The sequence below is a fragment of the Streptomyces sp. NPDC005202 genome (assembly GCF_040608235.1).
Classification (GTDB): Bacteria; Actinomycetota; Actinomycetes; order Streptomycetales; family Streptomycetaceae; genus Streptomyces.
Genome location: NZ_JBEXHW010000001.1, coordinates 170,304 through 186,993 on the forward strand (window position 1 = coordinate 170,304; position 16,690 = coordinate 186,993).

The window sequence follows — 16,690 nt, forward strand, 5'->3', positions numbered from 1 at the left end:
TTACGTGCCCAGGCGGCTGTCTGTTACACGGCCGGGACGGTGACCTCCCCGTCCCCGTCCGCACGCCGTGAGGTGCCCGTCACCGGGCACTGGCCAGAGCCCGGGCCACCCCCTGCTCCTTCGGCCCCAGGAACGTCGGAGCCGGGTGGAACACCGCGTTCAGCGCCGCCTTGCCGGCCGCGAACACCTCGCGGGTGCCGCCGTAGTACCAGGTCGTGTCGTGCTTGTCGTCGACGCCGACACCGTAGGAGTCGACGCCCGCCGCGTCGCACAGCGCGACCGCCCGCCGGATGTGGAAGGCCTGGCTGACAGCACCGCCCGGTCCACTCCGAAGATCTTCACCAGCCGCCGCTGCCCGGCACGCGTGCGCGGCAGTCGCGGTCGGAACGGCTTCGGTCGACGCATCGGACGGTCCCCTCCCCGGGCGGCCCCGGCGGGCCTCGATCATGGAGGACGCAGCGCGGGGTGGTCCGGTTCACCGCCCGTGTATCACCCTCGCAACAGCGGTCGCACGGCTTCCGGCAAGCGCCTCACACGGCCCGGACCCGCCCGGTGACGCCCCGGAAAATACCCGTCACGGTCACGCAACGGCGGCGCAACCTCGGGCCGCGAGGATCCTTGCATGACGGCGTCGAACCCTCCTCGCGACGAGACCCTCCAGCGCCCCGGCGGCCCGCCGCCCCCTGGCGTCCACCTCGACAGCACGGCGCAGATCATGAACAGCATCAGCAGGCGGCTCGCCAGCCGGCTCAGCCTCGTCTCGCTCAACGGCAGACGCCGGCCCGACCCGCCCGCCCTCGTACTCGTGGCCCATGGCAGCCGCGACCTCGTGGCCCATGGCAGCCGCGACCCGCGCGCGCTGGGCACCGTACGGGCGCTCGTGGAGCGCGTCCGCGAGCTCCGCCCCGGGGTGCCCGTCCACCTCGGGCACATCGAACTCAACGAGCCGCTGCTCCCAGACACCCTCGCCGGCCTGGGAAGTACCGAGGCCGTGCTGGTGCCGCTGCTGCTCAGCCGCGGCTACCACGTCAAGCAGGACATCCCCGAGATGGCGGCGTCCGCCTCGGCCCGCACGCGCGTGTCCGCTCCGCTCGGCCCGCACCCGCTGCTCGTGGAGACCCTGTACGCCCGACTGGTCGAGGCCGGCTGGCGCACCGGAACGGACGACGCCAGCCGCCGCGCCGGCGGTGTCGTCCTCGCCGCCGCCGGGTCCCGCGACCCCGACTCCGCGGCCGACATCCGCCGCACCGCGCAGCTCCTCGCCGAGCGCCTCGGCGTGCCCGTGGTCCCCGCCTACGCCGCGGCCGCCACGCCCACCGTCCCTGCCGCCCTGCGCGCCCTCGCCGCCCGCGGCCGCCATCGCGTCGCCGTCGCCTCCTGCTTCACCGCTCCCGGCCGCTTCGCCACCCAGTGCGCCGACGCCGCCCCCTGGATCGCCTCCGCCCCGCTGGGCGCCCACCCGGCGATGGCCCGCCTGGTCCTGCACCGCTACGACCGGGCGGTTGCGACGCCGGAGCCGACCGCGGAGGCCGTCCTGGCCGCGGCGACGTCGGTGGGTGAGGCGACACCGGTCCGGAACGGCCCCGAGGGCCCGGCCGGAAACGGACGCTGACGTCCCGATTGTCGGTGGGTGCGCTTACTGTCGAGGCATGGAAGGCATCGCACCCGACGCACCGCGGGCGTACGAGAACGCACCCCAGTCGTACGAGAACCACGTCCCGCCCATCGGCTACGAGGCGCCGGCCGTCGAGCGCTGGGCCGCCGAGCCCGACAAACGGCCCGGCCGCACCGCCTTCCAGCGCGACCGCGCGCGCGTACTGCACTCCGCGGCCCTCAGGCGCCTGGCCGGCAAGACCCAGGTGGTCACCCCGGGCGCGCGCAGCCAGGCCTGGGACGCCAGCCCCCGCACCCGGCTCACCCACTCGCTCGAATGCGCCCAGGTCGGCCGCGAGCTGGGCGCCGCCCTCGGCTGCAACCCCGACCTGGTGGAGGCGGCCTGCCTCTCCCACGACCTGGGCCACCCGCCCTTCGGTCACAACGGCGAACAGGCGTTGAACGAGTTCGCGCAGGACTGCGGCGGCTTCGAGGGCAACGCCCAGTCCCTGCGGCTGCTCACCCGCATAGAGCCCAAGCGGTTCGTCACCGACCCGGAGTCGGGCGACCTCGTCAGCGTCGGCCTCAACCTCACCCGGGCGACCCTCGACGCCGCCACCAAGTACCCCTGGCCGCGCGGCGCCCACCCCACCGACCCGGCGTCCCCCAAGTTCGGGGTCTACGAGGACGACCGGCCCGTCTTCGACTGGGTCCGCAAGGACGCCCCCGGCACGCGCACGTGCTTCGAGGCCCAGGTGATGGACTGGTCGGACGACGTGGCGTACTCGGTGCACGACGTCGAGGACGGCCTGCACGCCGGCCACATCGACCCCAACTGCCTGCAGGCCGAGCCGGAGCGGCAGGCGGTGTTCGCGGTCGCCATCGGGCGGTACGTCCCCGCCGGCACCGATCCCGAGGAGCTTGCGGAGGCCCTCGACCGGCTCCTGGACCAGGAGTGGTGGCCGCACGGCTACGACGGCTCGGCCGTCGCCCAGGCCCGCCTGAAGGACGCCACCAGCCAGCTCATCGGCCGCTTCTGCCTCGCCGCCGAGGGCGCCACCCGGGAGGCGTTCGGCAGCGGCCACCTCACCCGGTACGGTGCCGAACTCGTCGTACCGCGCGCGACCCGGATGGAGTGCGCGGTCCTCAAGGCGGTCGCCGACCGGTACGTCATGCAGCGCGCCGAACAGGAGCGGCTCCGCGCCGACCAGCGGATCGTGGTCGCCGAGCTCGCCGAGGCGCTCACCGCCCGCGCCCCCGACGGCCTCGACCCGCAGTTCCGCGCCCTGTTCGACCGGGCCCCGGACGACCGCGCCCGCAAACGCGCGATCGTCGACCAGATCGCCTCCCTCACCGACGCCTCGGCCCGCTCGCTTCACGCCCGTCTGACGGGGCATCCATGAAACTGGCGAGGGCACCCGTGTGACCCACGGGGCCTCAGTGAACCAAGGGGTCCGAAGGTGACCCTCCGTGGCCTGATCGGGCCACTCCCTCTTCCCGCATCACGCTCCGTGCGGGACGCTCGCAAGTGGCGGCACCCTTACGAGGAGGCATCAAGTGGTCGACGCGGATCAGACATTCGTCATTGTCGGAGGAGGTCTCGCCGGCGCCAAGGCGGCCGAGACCCTCCGCGCGGAGGGCTTCAGCGGCCGCGTGATCCTCATCTGTGACGAGCGCGACCACCCCTACGAACGCCCGCCGCTGTCCAAGGGCTACCTCCTCGGCAAGGAGGAGCGCGACAGCGTCTTCGTGCACGAGCCCGCCTGGTACGCGCAGAACGACATCGAGCTGCACCTCGGCCAGACCGTCGTCGCCATCGACCGCGCCGCCAAGACCGTCCGCTACGGCGACGACGGCACGCTCATCCGCTACGACAAGCTGCTGCTGGTCACGGGCGCCGAACCGCGCCGCCTGGACATCCCCGGCACCGATCTCGCGGGCGTTCACCACCTGCGCCGCCTCGCGCACGCCGAGCGCCTCAAGGGCGTCCTGACCCACCTCGGACGGGACAACGGCCACCTCGTGATCGCCGGCGCCGGCTGGATCGGCCTGGAGGTCGCCGCCGCGGCCCGCGAGTACGGCGCGGAGGTCACCGTCATCGAGCAGGGGCCGACCCCGCTGCACGCCGTCCTCGGCCCCGAGCTCGGCCAGCTCTTCGCCGAGCTGCACCGTGAGCACGGCGTCCGCTTCCACTTCGGCGCCCGGCTGACCGAGATCGTCGGCCAGGACGGCATGGTGCTGGCCGCCCGCACCGACGACGGCGAGGAGCACCCCTGCCACGACGTGCTCGCCGCGATCGGCGCCGCGCCGCGCACCGCGCTCGCCGAGGCGGCGGGCCTGGAGATCGCCGACGGCAGGCATGGCGGGGGCATCGTCGTCGACGAGCGGCTGCGCACCTCCGACCCCGACATCTTCGCCGCCGGCGACGTCGCCGCCTTCCCGCACGCCCTCTTCGGCACGCGGCTGCGCGTCGAGCACTGGGCCAACGCGCTGAACGGCGGTTCGGCGGCGGCCCGCGCGATGCTCGGCAAGGACGTCACCTACGACCGCGTGCCCTATTTCTTCTCCGACCAGTACGACATGGGCATGGAGTACTCCGGCTGGGCGCCCCCGGGGTCGTACGACGAAGTGGTGATCCGGGGAGACGCCGGGAAGCGTGAGTTCATCGCGTTCTGGGTGAAGGAGCACCGGGTGCTGGCGGGGATGAACGTGAACGTGTGGGACGTTACAGACCCGATCCAGCGGATGATCCGGACACGCGCACAGGTGGACACCGAGGCACTGTCGGACCCGCACGTGCCGCTCGAGAGCCTGTCCGCCTAGGCGTCTGCCGGGTTCTGCCGCAACGCGGGCGCGGGTGGACGGTGGCTGCTCGCGCCCACGCGGCGGAGCCGCACGATGTCACAGCCCCGCGCCCCTCGGGCCCGGCGGCTCGCCCCGGAGATGTCGGTCCGCCCCCGTAGAATTCACGCGTGGCAGGACGGATCAACGACGAGGACGTGAAGGCGGTACGGGACGCGGTCCCGATCGACGCCGTGGTGTCCGAGTACCTCCAGCTGCGCAACGCGGGCGGGGGCAACCTGAAGGGCCTGTGCCCGTTCCACGACGAGAAGTCCCCGTCCTTCCAGGTCAGCCCGAGCAAGGGGCTCTTCCACTGCTTCGGCTGCCAGGAGGGCGGCGACACCATCACGTTCGTGATGAAGATCGACCACCTCTCCTTCTCGGAGGCGGTCGAGCGCCTGGCCGCCCAGGCCGGCATCACCCTGCGCTACGAGGAGGGCGGGTACAACCCCGCCCACCAGCGCGGCGAGCGGATCCGCCTGGTCGAGGCCCACAAACTCGCCGCCGAGTGGTACGCCGAGCAGCTCGCCACCAGCCCCGAGGCCGAGACCGGCCGCGTCTTCCTCGCCGAGCGGGGCTTCGACCAGGCCGCCGCCGTCCACTTCGGCGTCGGCTACAGCCCCCAGGGCTGGGACCACCTCACCCGCTTCCTGCGCGGCAAGGGCTTCACCGACAAGGAGCTGATCCTCTCCGGCCTCTCCCAGGAGGGCCGCCGCGGCCCCATCGACCGCTTCCGCGGCCGTCTGATGTGGCCGATCCGCGACATCGGCGGGGACGTCGTCGGCTTCGGCGCCCGCAAGCTCTACGAGGCCGACAACGGCCCCAAGTACCTGAACACCCCCGACACCGCGATCTACAAGAAGTCCCAGGTCCTCTACGGCATCGACCTGGCGAAGAAGGAGATCGCCAAGACGTCCCGCGCGGTCGTCGTCGAGGGCTACACCGATGTCATGGCCTGCCACCTCGCCGGCGTGACCACGGCCATCGCGACCTGCGGCACCGCCTTCGGCGGCGAGCACATCAAGATCCTGCGCCGACTGCTGATGGACAACGGCTCGGCCCGCGTGATCTTCACCTTCGACGGAGACGCGGCCGGCCAGAAGGCGGCCCTGCGCGCCTTCGAGGACGACCAGAAGTTCGCCGCCGAGACCTACATCGCCATCGCCCCGGACGGCATGGACCCCTGCGACCTGCGGCTCGCCAAGGGCGACGAGGCGGTCGCCGACCTGGTCGAACCGCGCACGCCGCTCTTCGAGTTCGCGCTGCGCCAGATCGTCGGCCGGTACGACCTGAACACCCCGGCGGGCCGCGCCGCCGCCCTGGACGAGGCGGCGCCGGTCGTCGCCCGGATCAAGAACAGCGGCGCCCAGCACGAGGTCGCGGTGCAGCTCGCCGGCATGCTCGGCATCCTCGACACCCAGTTCGTGGTCAAGCGGGTGGCGCAGCTGGCCCGTTGGGCGCGCGAGCGCGGCGGTCGGGGCCCGGCGCCCGACCGGCAGCAGCGCCCGCCCCAGCAGTACGCCGCCGTGCAGACCCCGGCCCGCGGCCCGGCGCTCAACCTGCGCAACCCGGTCTACGCCACCGAGCGCGAGCTGCTCAAACTCGCCCTTCAGCGGCCGGAGTTGGTCTCCCCGGCGTTCGACGCGTACGGAGTCGACGAGTTCACCGCCCCGCCGTACGCAGCCGTACGCCAGGCCATCATGGACGCGGGCGGCGCCGAACTCGGGGTACAGGACCCGCAGGAGTATCTGGTCCGCGTCCGGGAGGCGGCCCCCGACGACGCCGTCCGCGCGATGGTCACGGAGCTGGCCGTCGAGGCGATCATGCTCCGCAAGGAGGTCGACGAGGCCTACGCCGGCGCCCAGCTGGTCACCGTCCGCCGGCGCGCCGTCGAACGCCGCATCCGCGACATCCAGAGCACCCTCACCCGCCTCGGCACGGGGGGCGACCCGGCCCAACTGGCCGCCGTCCAGAACGAGTTGTGGATCCTCCAGCAGTACGACCAGGCCCTGCGGGAGCGGGGCGCGGCCGCCCTCTGAGGTATCCGGGGCGAGCCGTACGTCTTTCGGGGGGTTTCCGGCCCTGTGGGCTGCGCACTCGTACGCCGGGATAACCGTGCGGTCACGGACCGGACGCAAAAAGTCACCGCACGCCCCTCGTGGCGACGATGTGTCGTACCCCACACTGGGTTCCGGTGCCTGAGTCCTCGGAGCGCGGCCGATCCGTCCCCCACGGGTCCTACATCCCCGCGGTTCCGTTCATCGCGTACGGGACGGACAGCGGCGAGGCCGCCGACTCCGCCCCCCGAGTACCGCTGCCGCACACCTCAGCAGCGATCATCCTGGAGGTCGCCCCCGTGCAGACCCAGACCCTCGCCCAGACCGACATCACCACCGACCTCGGCATCGCCGGGCCGGACGCGGAGACCGATGTCATCGCGGCCGTACCCCCGCAGAACCGGGTCGCGCTCCACCTCGAGACGGAGGCGGACAGCCCGCCCGAGCCCGAGGAACCCCCGGCCGGCGCGCTGGCGGCGCCCGAGCCCGCGGAGACGCCCGAGGCCGCCGAGGCGCCCGAGCCCGTCGAACCTGCCTTCGCCCGCACCGAGACCGGCGGCCCCTCCTCCGACCTGTTCCGCCAGTACCTGCGCGAGATCGGCCGCATCCCGCTGCTCACCGCTGCCGAGGAGGTGGAACTCGCCCGCCGCGTCGAGGCAGGCCTGTTCGCCGAGGAGAAGCTCGGCAACACGCCCGACCTGGACAGCCAGCTCGCCCTCGACCTGGACAAGCTCGTCGTCATGGGCCGCATGGCCAAGCGCCGTCTGATCGAGGCGAACCTGCGGCTCGTCGTCTCCGTCGCCAAACGGTACGTCGGACGGGGCCTGACCATGCTCGACCTGGTGCAGGAGGGCAACCTCGGCCTCATCAGGGCCGTGGAGAAGTTCGACTACGCCCGCGGCTACAAGTTCTCCACGTACGCCACCTGGTGGATCCGCCAGGCCATGTCCCGTGCGCTCGCGGACCAGGCCCGCACCATCCGCGTCCCGGTTCACGTCGTCGAGCTCATCAACCGCGTGGTCCGCGTCCAGCGCCGCATGCTCCAGGAACGGGGCCACGAGCCGACCCCGGAAGAGGTCGCCGCGCAGCTCGACCTGCCGCCCGAGCGGGTCGGCGAGGTCCTGCGCCTGGCTCAGGAACCGGTCTCCCTGCACGCCCCGGTCGGCGAGGAGGACGACGTCGCCCTCGGCGATCTCATCGAGGACGGCGACGCCGCCTCACCCGTCGAATCGGCGGCGTTCCTGCTGCTCAAGGAGCATCTGGAGGCCGTCCTGTCGACACTGGGGGAGCGGGAGCGGAAGGTCGTGCAGCTTCGGTACGGGCTCGTGGACGGGCGTCCGCGCACGCTGGAGGAGATAGGCCGCATCTTCGGGGTGACGCGGGAGCGGATCCGCCAGATCGAGTCCAAGACCCTCAACAAGCTGCGGGACCACGCCTTCGCCGACCAGCTGCGGGGCTACCTGGACTGAAAGGGGGGGCCGCCCGTCGGCGGCCCCCGTGCACTCAGTCGACCTCGGCCACCGCCTGCGCGAACTGCGCCTTGTACAGCCGGGCGTACGCCCCGTCGGCCGCGAGCAGTTCGTCGTGCGCGCCCTGCTCGACGATGGATCCGTTCTCCATGACGAGGATCGTGTCCGCGTCGCGGATCGTCGACAGCCGGTGGGCGATGACGAACGACGTCCGGCCGTGCTGGAGTTTGGCCATCGCCTTCTGGATCAGCACCTCCGTACGGGTGTCGACCGAACTCGTCGCCTCGTCCAGGACGAGGATCACCGGGTCGGACAGGAACGCCCGAGCGATGGTGATGAGCTGCTTCTCACCGGCGCTCACCCCGGAGCCCTCGTCGTCGATCACGGTGTCGTAGCCGTCGGGCAGCGTCCTGATGAACCGGTCGGCGTGCGCGGCCCGCGCCGCCTCCTCGATCTCCCCCCGGGTGACCTCCCGGGAGGCGCCGTAGGCGATGTTCTCCGCGATCGTGCCGCCGAACAGCCAGGTGTCCTGCAGCACCATGCCGATTGCGGCGCGCAGCTCGTCCCGGGACATCTTCGCGATGTCGACGCCGTCGAGCGTGATGCGCCCGCCGGAGACCTCGTAGAACCGCATGAGCAGGTTGACCAGCGTGGTCTTGCCCGCGCCCGTCGGCCCGACGATCGCGACCGTCTGCCCGGGCTCCACCTTCAGCGACAGGTCCTCGATGAGCGGCTTGTCGGGGTCGTACCGGAACGACACGTGCTCCAGCGCGACCCGCCCGCGCAACTTGGCCGGCCGCTCGGCCGGCACCGGATCCGCCTCCTGCTCCTCCGCGTCCAGGAGTTCGAAGATCCGCTCGGCCGAGGCGACGCCCGACTGCACCAGGTTCGCCATCGAGGCGACCTGCGTCAGCGGCATCGAGAACTGCCGCGAGTACTGGATGAAGGCCTGCACGTCACCGATGGACAGCGCACCGGACGCCACCCGCAGGCCGCCGATGACCGCGACCAGCACGTAGTTCAGGTTGGACACGAACATCATCAGCGGCTGCATGATGCCGCTGTTGAACTGCGCCCGGAACCCGGCCTCGTACAGCGCCTCGTTCTGCTCGGCGAACTGCTGCGCCGACTCCTCCTGCCGCCCGAACACCTTCACCAGGGTGTGCCCGGTGTACATCTCCTCGATGTGCGCGTTGAGCTTTCCGGTCGAGCGCCACTGCTGCACGAAGTGCGGCTGCGACCGCTTGCCGACGCGCGTGGCGACGACGAACGACAGCGGCACGGTCACCAGCGCGACCAGCGCCAGCAGCCACGACACCCAGAACATCATCGCCAGCACACCGATGATGGTCAGGGCCGAGTTGATGAGCTGCCCCATCGACTGCTGCAGCGTCTGCCCGATGTTGTCGATGTCGTTGGTGGCCCGGCTGAGCACCTCACCGCGCTGCCGCTTGTCGAAGTACGACAGCGGCAGTCGCGACAGCTTCACCTGCACGTCCTCGCGCATCCGGAACATGGTCCGGTTCACGGACCGGTTCACCAGGCGTGTCGCCACCGCCATCAGCAGGCCGGAGGCGAGGAACGTACACAGCGCGAGCAGCAGGATGTTCCCGACCGCGCCGAAGTCGATGCCCTTGCCCGGGGTGAAGTCCGTGCTCTTGAGCATGTCCGCGATGGCGCCCTGGCCCCGGTCGCGCATGGACTGAAGGACCTGGTCCTTGGTGAGCCCGTTCGGCATCTGCCGCCCGACGATCCCGGCGAAGACCAGGTCGGTGGCCCTGCCGAGGATCTTCGGGCCGACCACGGACAGGCCCACGCTCACGACCACGCAGAGCAGCAGCGCGCCGATGGTGAGGCGTTCGGGTTTGAACTGGGCGATCAGGCGTTTGCCCGAGTTCTTGAAGTCCATCGAGCGGTTGTCGGGGCCGCCCCCGGCCATCATCCGCCCCATCGGCCCGGCCATCAGGCAGCCTCCGCTTCCGTCAGCTGGGAGAGCACGATCTCCCGGTAGGTCACGTTGTCCGCCATGAGTTCGTGGTGCCGGCCCGTGCCGACGACCCGTCCCTCGTCGAGGACGACGATCCGGTCGGCGTCCCGGATGGTCGCCACGCGTTGGGCGACGATGACGACGGTCGCCTCGGCGGTCTCGTGGGCGAGCGCCGCCCGCAGCGCCGCGTCGGTGGCGTAGTCGAGCGCGGAGAAGGAGTCGTCGAAGAGGTAGATCTCCGGGCGCTGCACCAGCGTGCGGGCGATGGCCAGGCGCTGGCGCTGGCCGCCGGAGACGTTGGTGCCGCCCTGCGCGATCGGCGCGTCCAGCCCGCCCTCCAGCTTCGACACGAAGTCCTTGGCCTGCGCCACCTCCAGCGCGTGCCACAGCTCCTCGTCGGTGGCGTCCGGATTGCCGTAGCGCAGGTTGGTCGCCACCGTGCCCGCGAACAGGTACGGCTTCTGCGGCACCAGCCCGACGGTCTTCGCCAGCAGCTTCGGGTCGATGGTCTGGACGTCGACCCCGTCGACGAGGACCTCGCCGTCGGTGGCGTCGAACAGCCGGGGCACCAGCCCCAGCAGGGTGGACTTGCCGCTGCCGGTCGAGCCGATGACGGCGGTCGTCTCACCGGGGCGGGCCACCAGGTCGATGGCCTTCAGCACGGGCTCCTCGGCACCCGGATAGCGGAAGCCGGCCGCGCGGATCTCCAAGTGGCCGCTGCGGCGCAGCTCCGTGACGGGCGCGAGCGGCGGCACCACGCTGGACTCGGTGGAAAGGACGTCCTGGATGCGCTCGGCGCACACCTCCGCGCGCGGCACCATCATGAACATGAAGGTCGCCATCATCACGGACATGACGATCTGCATCAGGTAGGCGAGGAACGCGGTCAGGTCGCCGATCTGCATCCCGCCGCTGTCTATGCGGTGCGCGCCGAACCACACCACCGCGATGGACGACAGGTTCACCACCGTCATGACCATCGGGAACATCAGCGCGAGCAGCCGTCCGGTGGCCAGCGCCATGTCGGTCAGGTCGGCGTTGGCCTTGCGGAAGCGGTCCTTCTCGTACTCGTCGCGGACGAAGGCGCGGATGACGCGGTTACCGGTGATCTGCTCGCGCAGCACCCGGTTCACCGTGTCCAGGCGCACCTGCATGGCCCGGAACAGCGGGCGCAGCCGGCGCACGATCAGCGTCACGCAGATGCCCAGCACGGGGACGACCGCGACCAGCACCCCGGACAGCGGTACGTCCAGCCCGAGCGCCAGGACGATGCCGCCGACGCACATGATGGGCGCCGACACCATCATGGTGAACGTCATCAGGGCCAACATCTGGACCTGCTGGACGTCGTTGGTCGTACGGGTGATGAGGGAGGGCGCGCCGAAGTGGCCGACCTCGCGCGCCGAGAAGGACTGCACGCGGTCGAACACGGCGGCCCGGACGTCCCGGCCGAGCGCCGACGCGGTCCGGGCGCCGTAGTACACGGCACCGATGTTGCACACCACCTGTGCCAGCGAGATGCCGATCATCAGGGCGCCGAACGTCAGGATGTAACCGGTGTCACCCTTCACGACACCGTTGTCGATGATGTGGGCGTTCAGCGTGGGCAGGTAGAGGGTGGCGCAGGTCTGCAGGAACTGCAGCAGCACCAAGAGGGTGATGGGTTTCTTGTAGGGCCTGAGATAGGTCTGCAGAAGTCGTATGAGCACGCTACGTCTCTCGGAGTCGGCGATGGGGACGGTCGGTATCCCTTCGCCCCTATCGTCGGACACTCCACCGGCGTTACCTCAACCGATTAAGCCAACAACGGGTAAGTCAACAACGGGCCAACGACCGACGGTTCGTCAGCCGTTGGCCCCAGGCGGCCGCATCCGAAATGCCCCCGAACGGGTGGTCGCAGCGTGCCAAACGCCCTGGACGGGTGACCATTACGCGCGGAACGCCCCCGGGTGGGTCTGCTCGCGCACCGACACGTACTGCTGGCGCACCGCCTGGCCCACCGCCAGTTCCTCGCCGGGTTCCAGGACCTGGGCGGCCGCGCCCTGCCAGGCCGGCGGGGTACGCGGGTCGAGGGTGCCCTGGGAGACGCCGAGCGCCCAGGCCGCCTGCCGGGCGGCGCCGATCGCGGCGTAGTCCGCGGGCTGCGGCACCACCACCTGCGCGCCGAACAGCGAGGGCGCCGCGGCCTGCACGGCGGGCAGCTCGGCGGCCGGCCCGAGCAGGAAGATGCGCCGCACCTCCACGCCCCGGCCGCGCAGCACGTCGAGCGCGTCCGCGAGCCCGCACAGCATCCCCTCGAACGCGGCCCGCGCCAGGTGCTCCGGCTTCATCGACTCGCGCCTCAGGCCCGCCAGCGTCCCGGCGGTGTGCGGCAGGTTCGGCGTGCGCTCGCCCTCCAAGTAGGGCAGCAGGACGAGCCCGTGGGCGCCCGGCGTCGACTTCATCGCCAGGTCGGACAGGCTCTCCAGATCCGGCAGGCCGAGCAGTTCGGCGGTCCCGCGCAGGGCCCGTACGGCGTTCAGCGTGGTGACGACCGGCAGGTGCATGCCGGTGGCGTCGGCGAGCGCGGTGATCATTCCCGTCTGGTCGACGAGCGCCTCGGGATGGACGGCCATCACGGACCCGGAGGCGCCGAGCGAGACGACGGCGTCGCCCAGCCCGAGCCCGAGCCCGAAGGCCGCGGCCATGGTCTCGCCGGTCCCGGCGGAGATCAGCAGCCCCTCCGGGGTCGTACCCGCCGCATCCGCGGGCCCTATCACCTCGGGGAGCACGGCCTGGTGACCGAGCGCCAGCTCGACCAGGTCGGGCCGGTAGGCGCCTGTGGCCGCGGACCAGTACCCGGTCCCGGAGGCACCACCGCGATCCGTGGTCCGCCGCACCGGCCGCCCGAGCAGCTGCCACACCAGCCAGTCGTGCGCCTGCATGAGGACCGCGGTGCGCAGGGCGGCGTCGGGTTCGTTCTTGGCGAGCCAGCGCAGCTTGGTCACCGGCTGCGCGGCCTGCGGTACACAGCCGACCGCCTGCGCCCACGCCTCACGCCCGCCGAGCGCGTCGATCAGGTCGGCGGCGGCGACCTGGGCCCGCCGGTCGCCGCCGACCAGCGCGGGCCGCACGGTGTTGCCCTGGGCGTCGAGCGGGATCAGCGCGTTCTGCTGCGCGGAGACACCGATCGCCTGCACGCCCTCGAGGAGCCCGCCGCCCGCAGCCTCCCCGAGCGACAGCAGCCAGGCCTGCGGATCGACATCGGCAGAGCGCCCGCCGCCCTCGGGGTTCTCCACCGGATGCGGCGCATATCCCTGCCTGAGCACGGCCCCGGTATCCGTGTCGCAGACGACGATACGAGTGAAATCGGGCGAACTGTCCAACCCGGCGACTATCCCCATGGCCAAAATTCTGCCGTACGGCGAGGGGTGACCGCGCCGGGTCGCTGCCGCCGACTCGGACGGGGTGGAGGGACGGGGCGGACGGTGCGGGGGAGGCGGCGGGAAGGCGCCGGGGCGGGCTGGGCGACGGAGCGTGCGGCGGCGGGGCGCGTGTCGGGGAATCGGGGGCGGTCGGGAGACACCGGGGCGTGTCGGGGGATCGGGGCGTGTCGGGGGCTGCGCGCTGTGCTGGAGCCGCGCTGTGCCGGCGGGGGCTTGCGGCCGTCAGGCTGTGCCTGCGCAGGCTGTGCCTGCGGTGGGAGTGCGGGGCGGCCGCTGATGGAGTGGGGGCGGCATATGGCCTGCGCCCTGGCCGGGTGGCGCCGTATGGCGCAGATCCTGGCCGGCCGCCGCCCGCCTTCCGAACGCGGATCGGGGCCCCGCCCTTCCGAACACAGGGCGGGGCCCCTCCGGTCACGGGTCCGGGCCCGTCGGTCGATCGCGCCGCAGGCCTACGTGTTGCTGGTGCCCCAGTCGTCCTCGCCGCCGGTGCCGTTCGTGCTGCGCTCGCGCAGGGAGCGCACGCGCTGGGCCACCGACTCGGGTACGCGGTCGCCCACCTTCTCGCTCACCGCGTGGTAGGCCTTGCCCGCGAACTGGCGGCCCTGCTGCGCCGCCGTCTCGGCGGTGTTGCGCACCGCGGGGTTCTGCGCGACCTGGTGTGCGGACTTCTTCAGCTGTTCGTAGCGCTCCCGTCCGGCCCTCGTGCCCAGCACGTAACCCAGAGCGAGCCCTGCGATGAACGTGAGCCGGTAACGCATGGCGGCCACCCTTCCCTTGCCTCGAGGTCGGAGCCGGGGAGTACCGATTGGCGGAACACCCCCCTGCTTGCGCTAATGTATGTGTCGCAGCGAGCGCGCGCCCCCTGGCGAATACCCAGGTAGGTACGTTCGATGCAATGAGGCATTCCTCCGTAGCTCAATTGGCAGAGCAGCCGGCTGTTAACCGGCAGGTTACTGGTTCGAGTCCAGTCGGGGGAGCTCGGTCCTCCGTAGCTCAATTGGCAGAGCAGCCGGCTGTTAACCGGCAGGTTACTGGTTCGAGTCCAGTCGGGGGAGCACGTTGAACGAGGACCCCTCAGGGGTCCTTTTTCATGCCCGGGGAACCGCCGCGCCCGCGGTGAAGTCCTCAAGGTCATGAAGGGCCGCGGGAAGCCGACCAGGCGAAGCAGGAGATCGTATGAGCGGCTATGCTGCGGCAGACGGCGCGTACACATGTACGCGACGCGCCGTAACGGGGCGGTAGCTCAGCCGGTTAGAGCAGCGGACTCATAATCCGTCGGCCGTGGGTTCGAGTCCCACCCGCCCCACCAAGCACTACGCGTGCAGAATCGATCTGACCAGCAGCTTTGCTGGTCGGAGGTGAGTGCAGCAGGGTCTTGGCGGCCTGTCACGATCATGGTTTCATGATCGTGAGGACAAATTGAGGACGCGGGGCACGCGGCAGGACGAAATCCCTCGTCTGGGCTATCGTCCCCGGCTTCCGGGGCGCCCTCCGGGGCCTTGTCCTCGTTGCCCGGCTGGGTGCGCTCGTCCCGCTCGGGGCCTTCCTTCGATGACCGGGGCACCATCGAGACGGTGGACTCGGCCTCGGCCGTCATGAGCTGCGGAAGAACGCTGGTGTACGTGTCCGAGGTGATCTGCCGCGAGCGGTGCCCCAGTCGCTCCTGCCCCACCTTGATGTCGTTCTTGGCGAGCAGCGACAGAGTGGCGGAGATGTGGCGGAGGTCGTGCAGGCGGACCGGAGGGAGTCCGGACAGCTCCACGAGCCGTTTGAACCGCCTGCTGATCCAGTCAGGGTGGTACGGCTCGCCGTTCTCCTGAGTGAAGACCCGGTTCGTCTCCACCCGGGCTTGCTCGCCTGCTCGCGCTCTTGGTCCTGCTTCGCCTTCCAGACCCGCAGTACGTCCGCCGACTCCATGCTCATGGAGATGGTGCGGACGCTGTCAGCCTTCGGCGGCTCGCCGTAGAGTCGGTGGGCGACCTCGACGATCTGCGCTGAGATCCGCATCCACAGCCCCGTGAAGCTGACCTCCGGCGAGGGCAGCGCGCACAGCTCGCCCCGCCGCTGGCCGAGGAAGATGAAGGTGTGCCAGAGGGCGTACAACCGGTCGTCGCTCACGAAGTCCAGGAATTGGCCGGTCTGCTCGGGGGTCCAGACCATGACCGGGCCGGGCTTCTCGCCTGTCCGCTTCCACTCCTTGACCCGCTCCGGGGTCCACACCAGCGGCTTGGACCGCGTGACCGGCGGAAGCTCGACGAGCGCGGCCCAGTTGGTCGCGTACTCGCCTCGCTTGACGCCGCTCCCCAGGAACGAGCTGAGGGTGGCATTGATGCGGTGCATCGTGGCCGCGCTGGTGATCTCCCGCTTGCCCTTGCGGCCCTCGCGCAGGGCGGCGTTGGCGTCAAGGTAGGCCCGGCGGGTGACGCGGCGCTCCTCCTTCTTTCCCGCTGCCCGCACCCAGGCCGTGTACGCGGCGTCCCGGGCCTCCTCCAACTCGACCACCTTGGCGTGGTGGATGAGCCGTTCGGCGTTCTCTCACCCGATCGCGTCATACATGCCCTCGATGTGCCGCAGCTTGAGGTCGCGCCGCTTGATGTGGCCGAGGTGCGGTTCGAGGTAAAGGTTGATGTGCTCCTCGTACCCGTGGAGGGTTGTACGGGCCAGGCTCTTCTTGCGCTTGAGCCACGGTCGCAGGTCCTCGCCGACGGTGGCGTTGCTGAGTACGTCCGTTCCGCCGAGTACATCGCGGTAGACCTCGGAGGCCTTCGTCTTCGCGTCCTCCTTGGTGGCGAAGCCGCCCCGCCGTACACGCTGGCGCTTGCCGCCTTCGCCTGCTTCCAGTTCGAAGTAGAAGTACCAGGTGCCGTGTCCCTTCTGCGTGAGCTTCGGGCAGCTCGCACCCAGCATGCGCAGCTTGGGGCGGCCGTCTGCGTTGCGTATGGGCTGCGTATGGGCTCCCCCTCGTCATCAACGGCCGGCGCCTGGCACGCGCAGCGCCGGTAGTAGTTGGGGTTGAAGTTGGTCATAGAGAATCCGCTGCTCGCGAGTTCGGGGCCGGGGGGGTCTGTATCGGCTGATGCTTGTCTGACCTGCATGGATGCGCCTGACATGTAGTTGGTGCGAGCTGCGGCCGGCGACCATGGGGCGACAGAGCCGTGATGTTGGGGACAACGTGGGGACATTGGTGCCCGGGACAGTGTCCCCGAGGAGCTGCGCTCAGGTCTGCCGTCTGCTGCGGGTCGAGGAGTTCGCTGTGGCGATCGCTTGGGTTTGTGGCTGTAGGTGACCGCTGAGAGTGTGTCCGGCGATGGTTGGTAG

Annotated in this window: 10 protein-coding genes, 3 tRNA genes and 2 pseudogenes; 8 read left to right on the forward strand and 7 right to left on the reverse strand. The window is 70.9% G+C overall.

Annotated elements, in window-relative coordinates; genetic code table 11:
- Positions 1-79 precede the first annotated feature (79 nt).
- A pseudogene (locus tag ABZV31_RS00750) lies at positions 80-339 on the reverse strand (hypothetical protein); the annotation flags it as partial.
- Between the two features lie 283 nt (positions 340-622).
- Here ABZV31_RS00750 and ABZV31_RS00755 point away from each other — a divergent pair.
- The 5 genes from ABZV31_RS00755 (at position 623) to ABZV31_RS00775 (ending at position 7,960) form a co-directional block, all read left to right on the forward strand.
- The gene (locus ABZV31_RS00755; RefSeq protein ID WP_355886246.1) at positions 623-1,612 is read left to right on the forward strand and encodes a sirohydrochlorin chelatase; all 990 of its coding nucleotides are present in this window, start codon (positions 623-625) and stop codon (positions 1,610-1,612) included.
- Between the two features lie 37 nt (positions 1,613-1,649).
- Positions 1,650-2,996 carry a deoxyguanosinetriphosphate triphosphohydrolase gene (locus ABZV31_RS00760; RefSeq protein WP_355886249.1) on the forward strand — a complete coding sequence of 449 codons (1,347 nt, stop codon included), beginning with the start codon at positions 1,650-1,652 and terminating at the stop codon, positions 2,994-2,996.
- Between the two features lie 154 nt (positions 2,997-3,150).
- Positions 3,151-4,416 (forward strand): FAD-dependent oxidoreductase, encoded by a 1,266-nt coding sequence (locus tag ABZV31_RS00765; RefSeq protein WP_355886252.1) that lies wholly within the window; start codon positions 3,151-3,153, stop codon positions 4,414-4,416.
- A 149-nt stretch (positions 4,417-4,565) separates the two neighbouring features.
- Positions 4,566-6,473 carry a DNA primase gene (gene dnaG / locus ABZV31_RS00770; protein ID WP_355886255.1) on the forward strand — a complete coding sequence of 636 codons (1,908 nt, stop codon included), beginning with the start codon at positions 4,566-4,568 and terminating at the stop codon, positions 6,471-6,473.
- 155 nt (positions 6,474-6,628) lie between these two features.
- A complete protein-coding gene (locus ABZV31_RS00775; protein ID WP_355886257.1) occupies positions 6,629-7,960 on the forward strand; it encodes an RNA polymerase sigma factor in 1,332 nt (443 codons plus the stop codon).
- A gap of 34 nt (positions 7,961-7,994) precedes the next feature.
- Here ABZV31_RS00775 and ABZV31_RS00780 read toward each other — a convergent pair whose 3' ends face one another.
- The 4 genes from ABZV31_RS00780 to ABZV31_RS00795 all read right to left on the reverse strand — a co-directional run bounded on the left by ABZV31_RS00780 (position 7,995) and on the right by ABZV31_RS00795 (position 14,130).
- On the reverse strand, positions 7,995-9,923 hold the full coding sequence (locus tag ABZV31_RS00780; RefSeq protein WP_355886259.1) for an ABC transporter ATP-binding protein: 1,929 nt from the start codon (positions 9,921-9,923) through the stop codon (positions 7,995-7,997).
- A complete protein-coding gene (locus ABZV31_RS00785) occupies positions 9,923-11,656 on the reverse strand; it encodes an ABC transporter ATP-binding protein (protein WP_355886262.1) in 1,734 nt (577 codons plus the stop codon). Before ABZV31_RS00785 ends, ABZV31_RS00780 begins: the two co-directional genes overlap by 1 nt.
- A 219-nt stretch (positions 11,657-11,875) precedes the next feature.
- Entirely contained in the window at positions 11,876-13,330 is a 1,455-nt protein-coding gene (locus ABZV31_RS00790; protein WP_355886264.1) for an FGGY family carbohydrate kinase, read from the reverse strand.
- A gap of 491 nt (positions 13,331-13,821) precedes the next feature.
- Positions 13,822-14,130 carry a YtxH domain-containing protein gene (locus ABZV31_RS00795; protein WP_355886266.1) on the reverse strand — a complete coding sequence of 103 codons (309 nt, stop codon included), beginning with the start codon at positions 14,128-14,130 and terminating at the stop codon, positions 13,822-13,824.
- Positions 14,131-14,276: 146 nt separating this feature from the next.
- On the opposite strand from ABZV31_RS00795, the gene ABZV31_RS00800 reads away from it, so the two are divergent.
- The 3 genes from ABZV31_RS00800 to ABZV31_RS00810 all read left to right on the forward strand — a co-directional run bounded on the left by ABZV31_RS00800 (position 14,277) and on the right by ABZV31_RS00810 (position 14,681).
- Positions 14,277-14,349 (forward strand) — tRNA-Asn (locus ABZV31_RS00800).
- Between the two features lie 5 nt (positions 14,350-14,354).
- A tRNA-Asn gene (locus ABZV31_RS00805) sits at positions 14,355-14,427 on the forward strand.
- A gap of 177 nt (positions 14,428-14,604) precedes the next feature.
- Positions 14,605-14,681 (forward strand) — tRNA-Ile (locus ABZV31_RS00810).
- A gap of 357 nt (positions 14,682-15,038) precedes the next feature.
- Here ABZV31_RS00810 and ABZV31_RS00815 read toward each other — a convergent pair.
- Together ABZV31_RS00815 and ABZV31_RS00820 are read right to left on the reverse strand one after the other, a co-directional pair.
- Positions 15,039-15,215 (reverse strand): annotated as a pseudogene (locus ABZV31_RS00815) (site-specific integrase); the annotation flags it as partial.
- Positions 15,216-15,907: 692 nt separating this feature from the next.
- On the reverse strand, positions 15,908-16,279 hold the full coding sequence (locus tag ABZV31_RS00820) for an Arm DNA-binding domain-containing protein (RefSeq protein ID WP_355886269.1): 372 nt from the start codon (positions 16,277-16,279) through the stop codon (positions 15,908-15,910).
- Positions 16,280-16,690 lie beyond the last annotated feature (411 nt).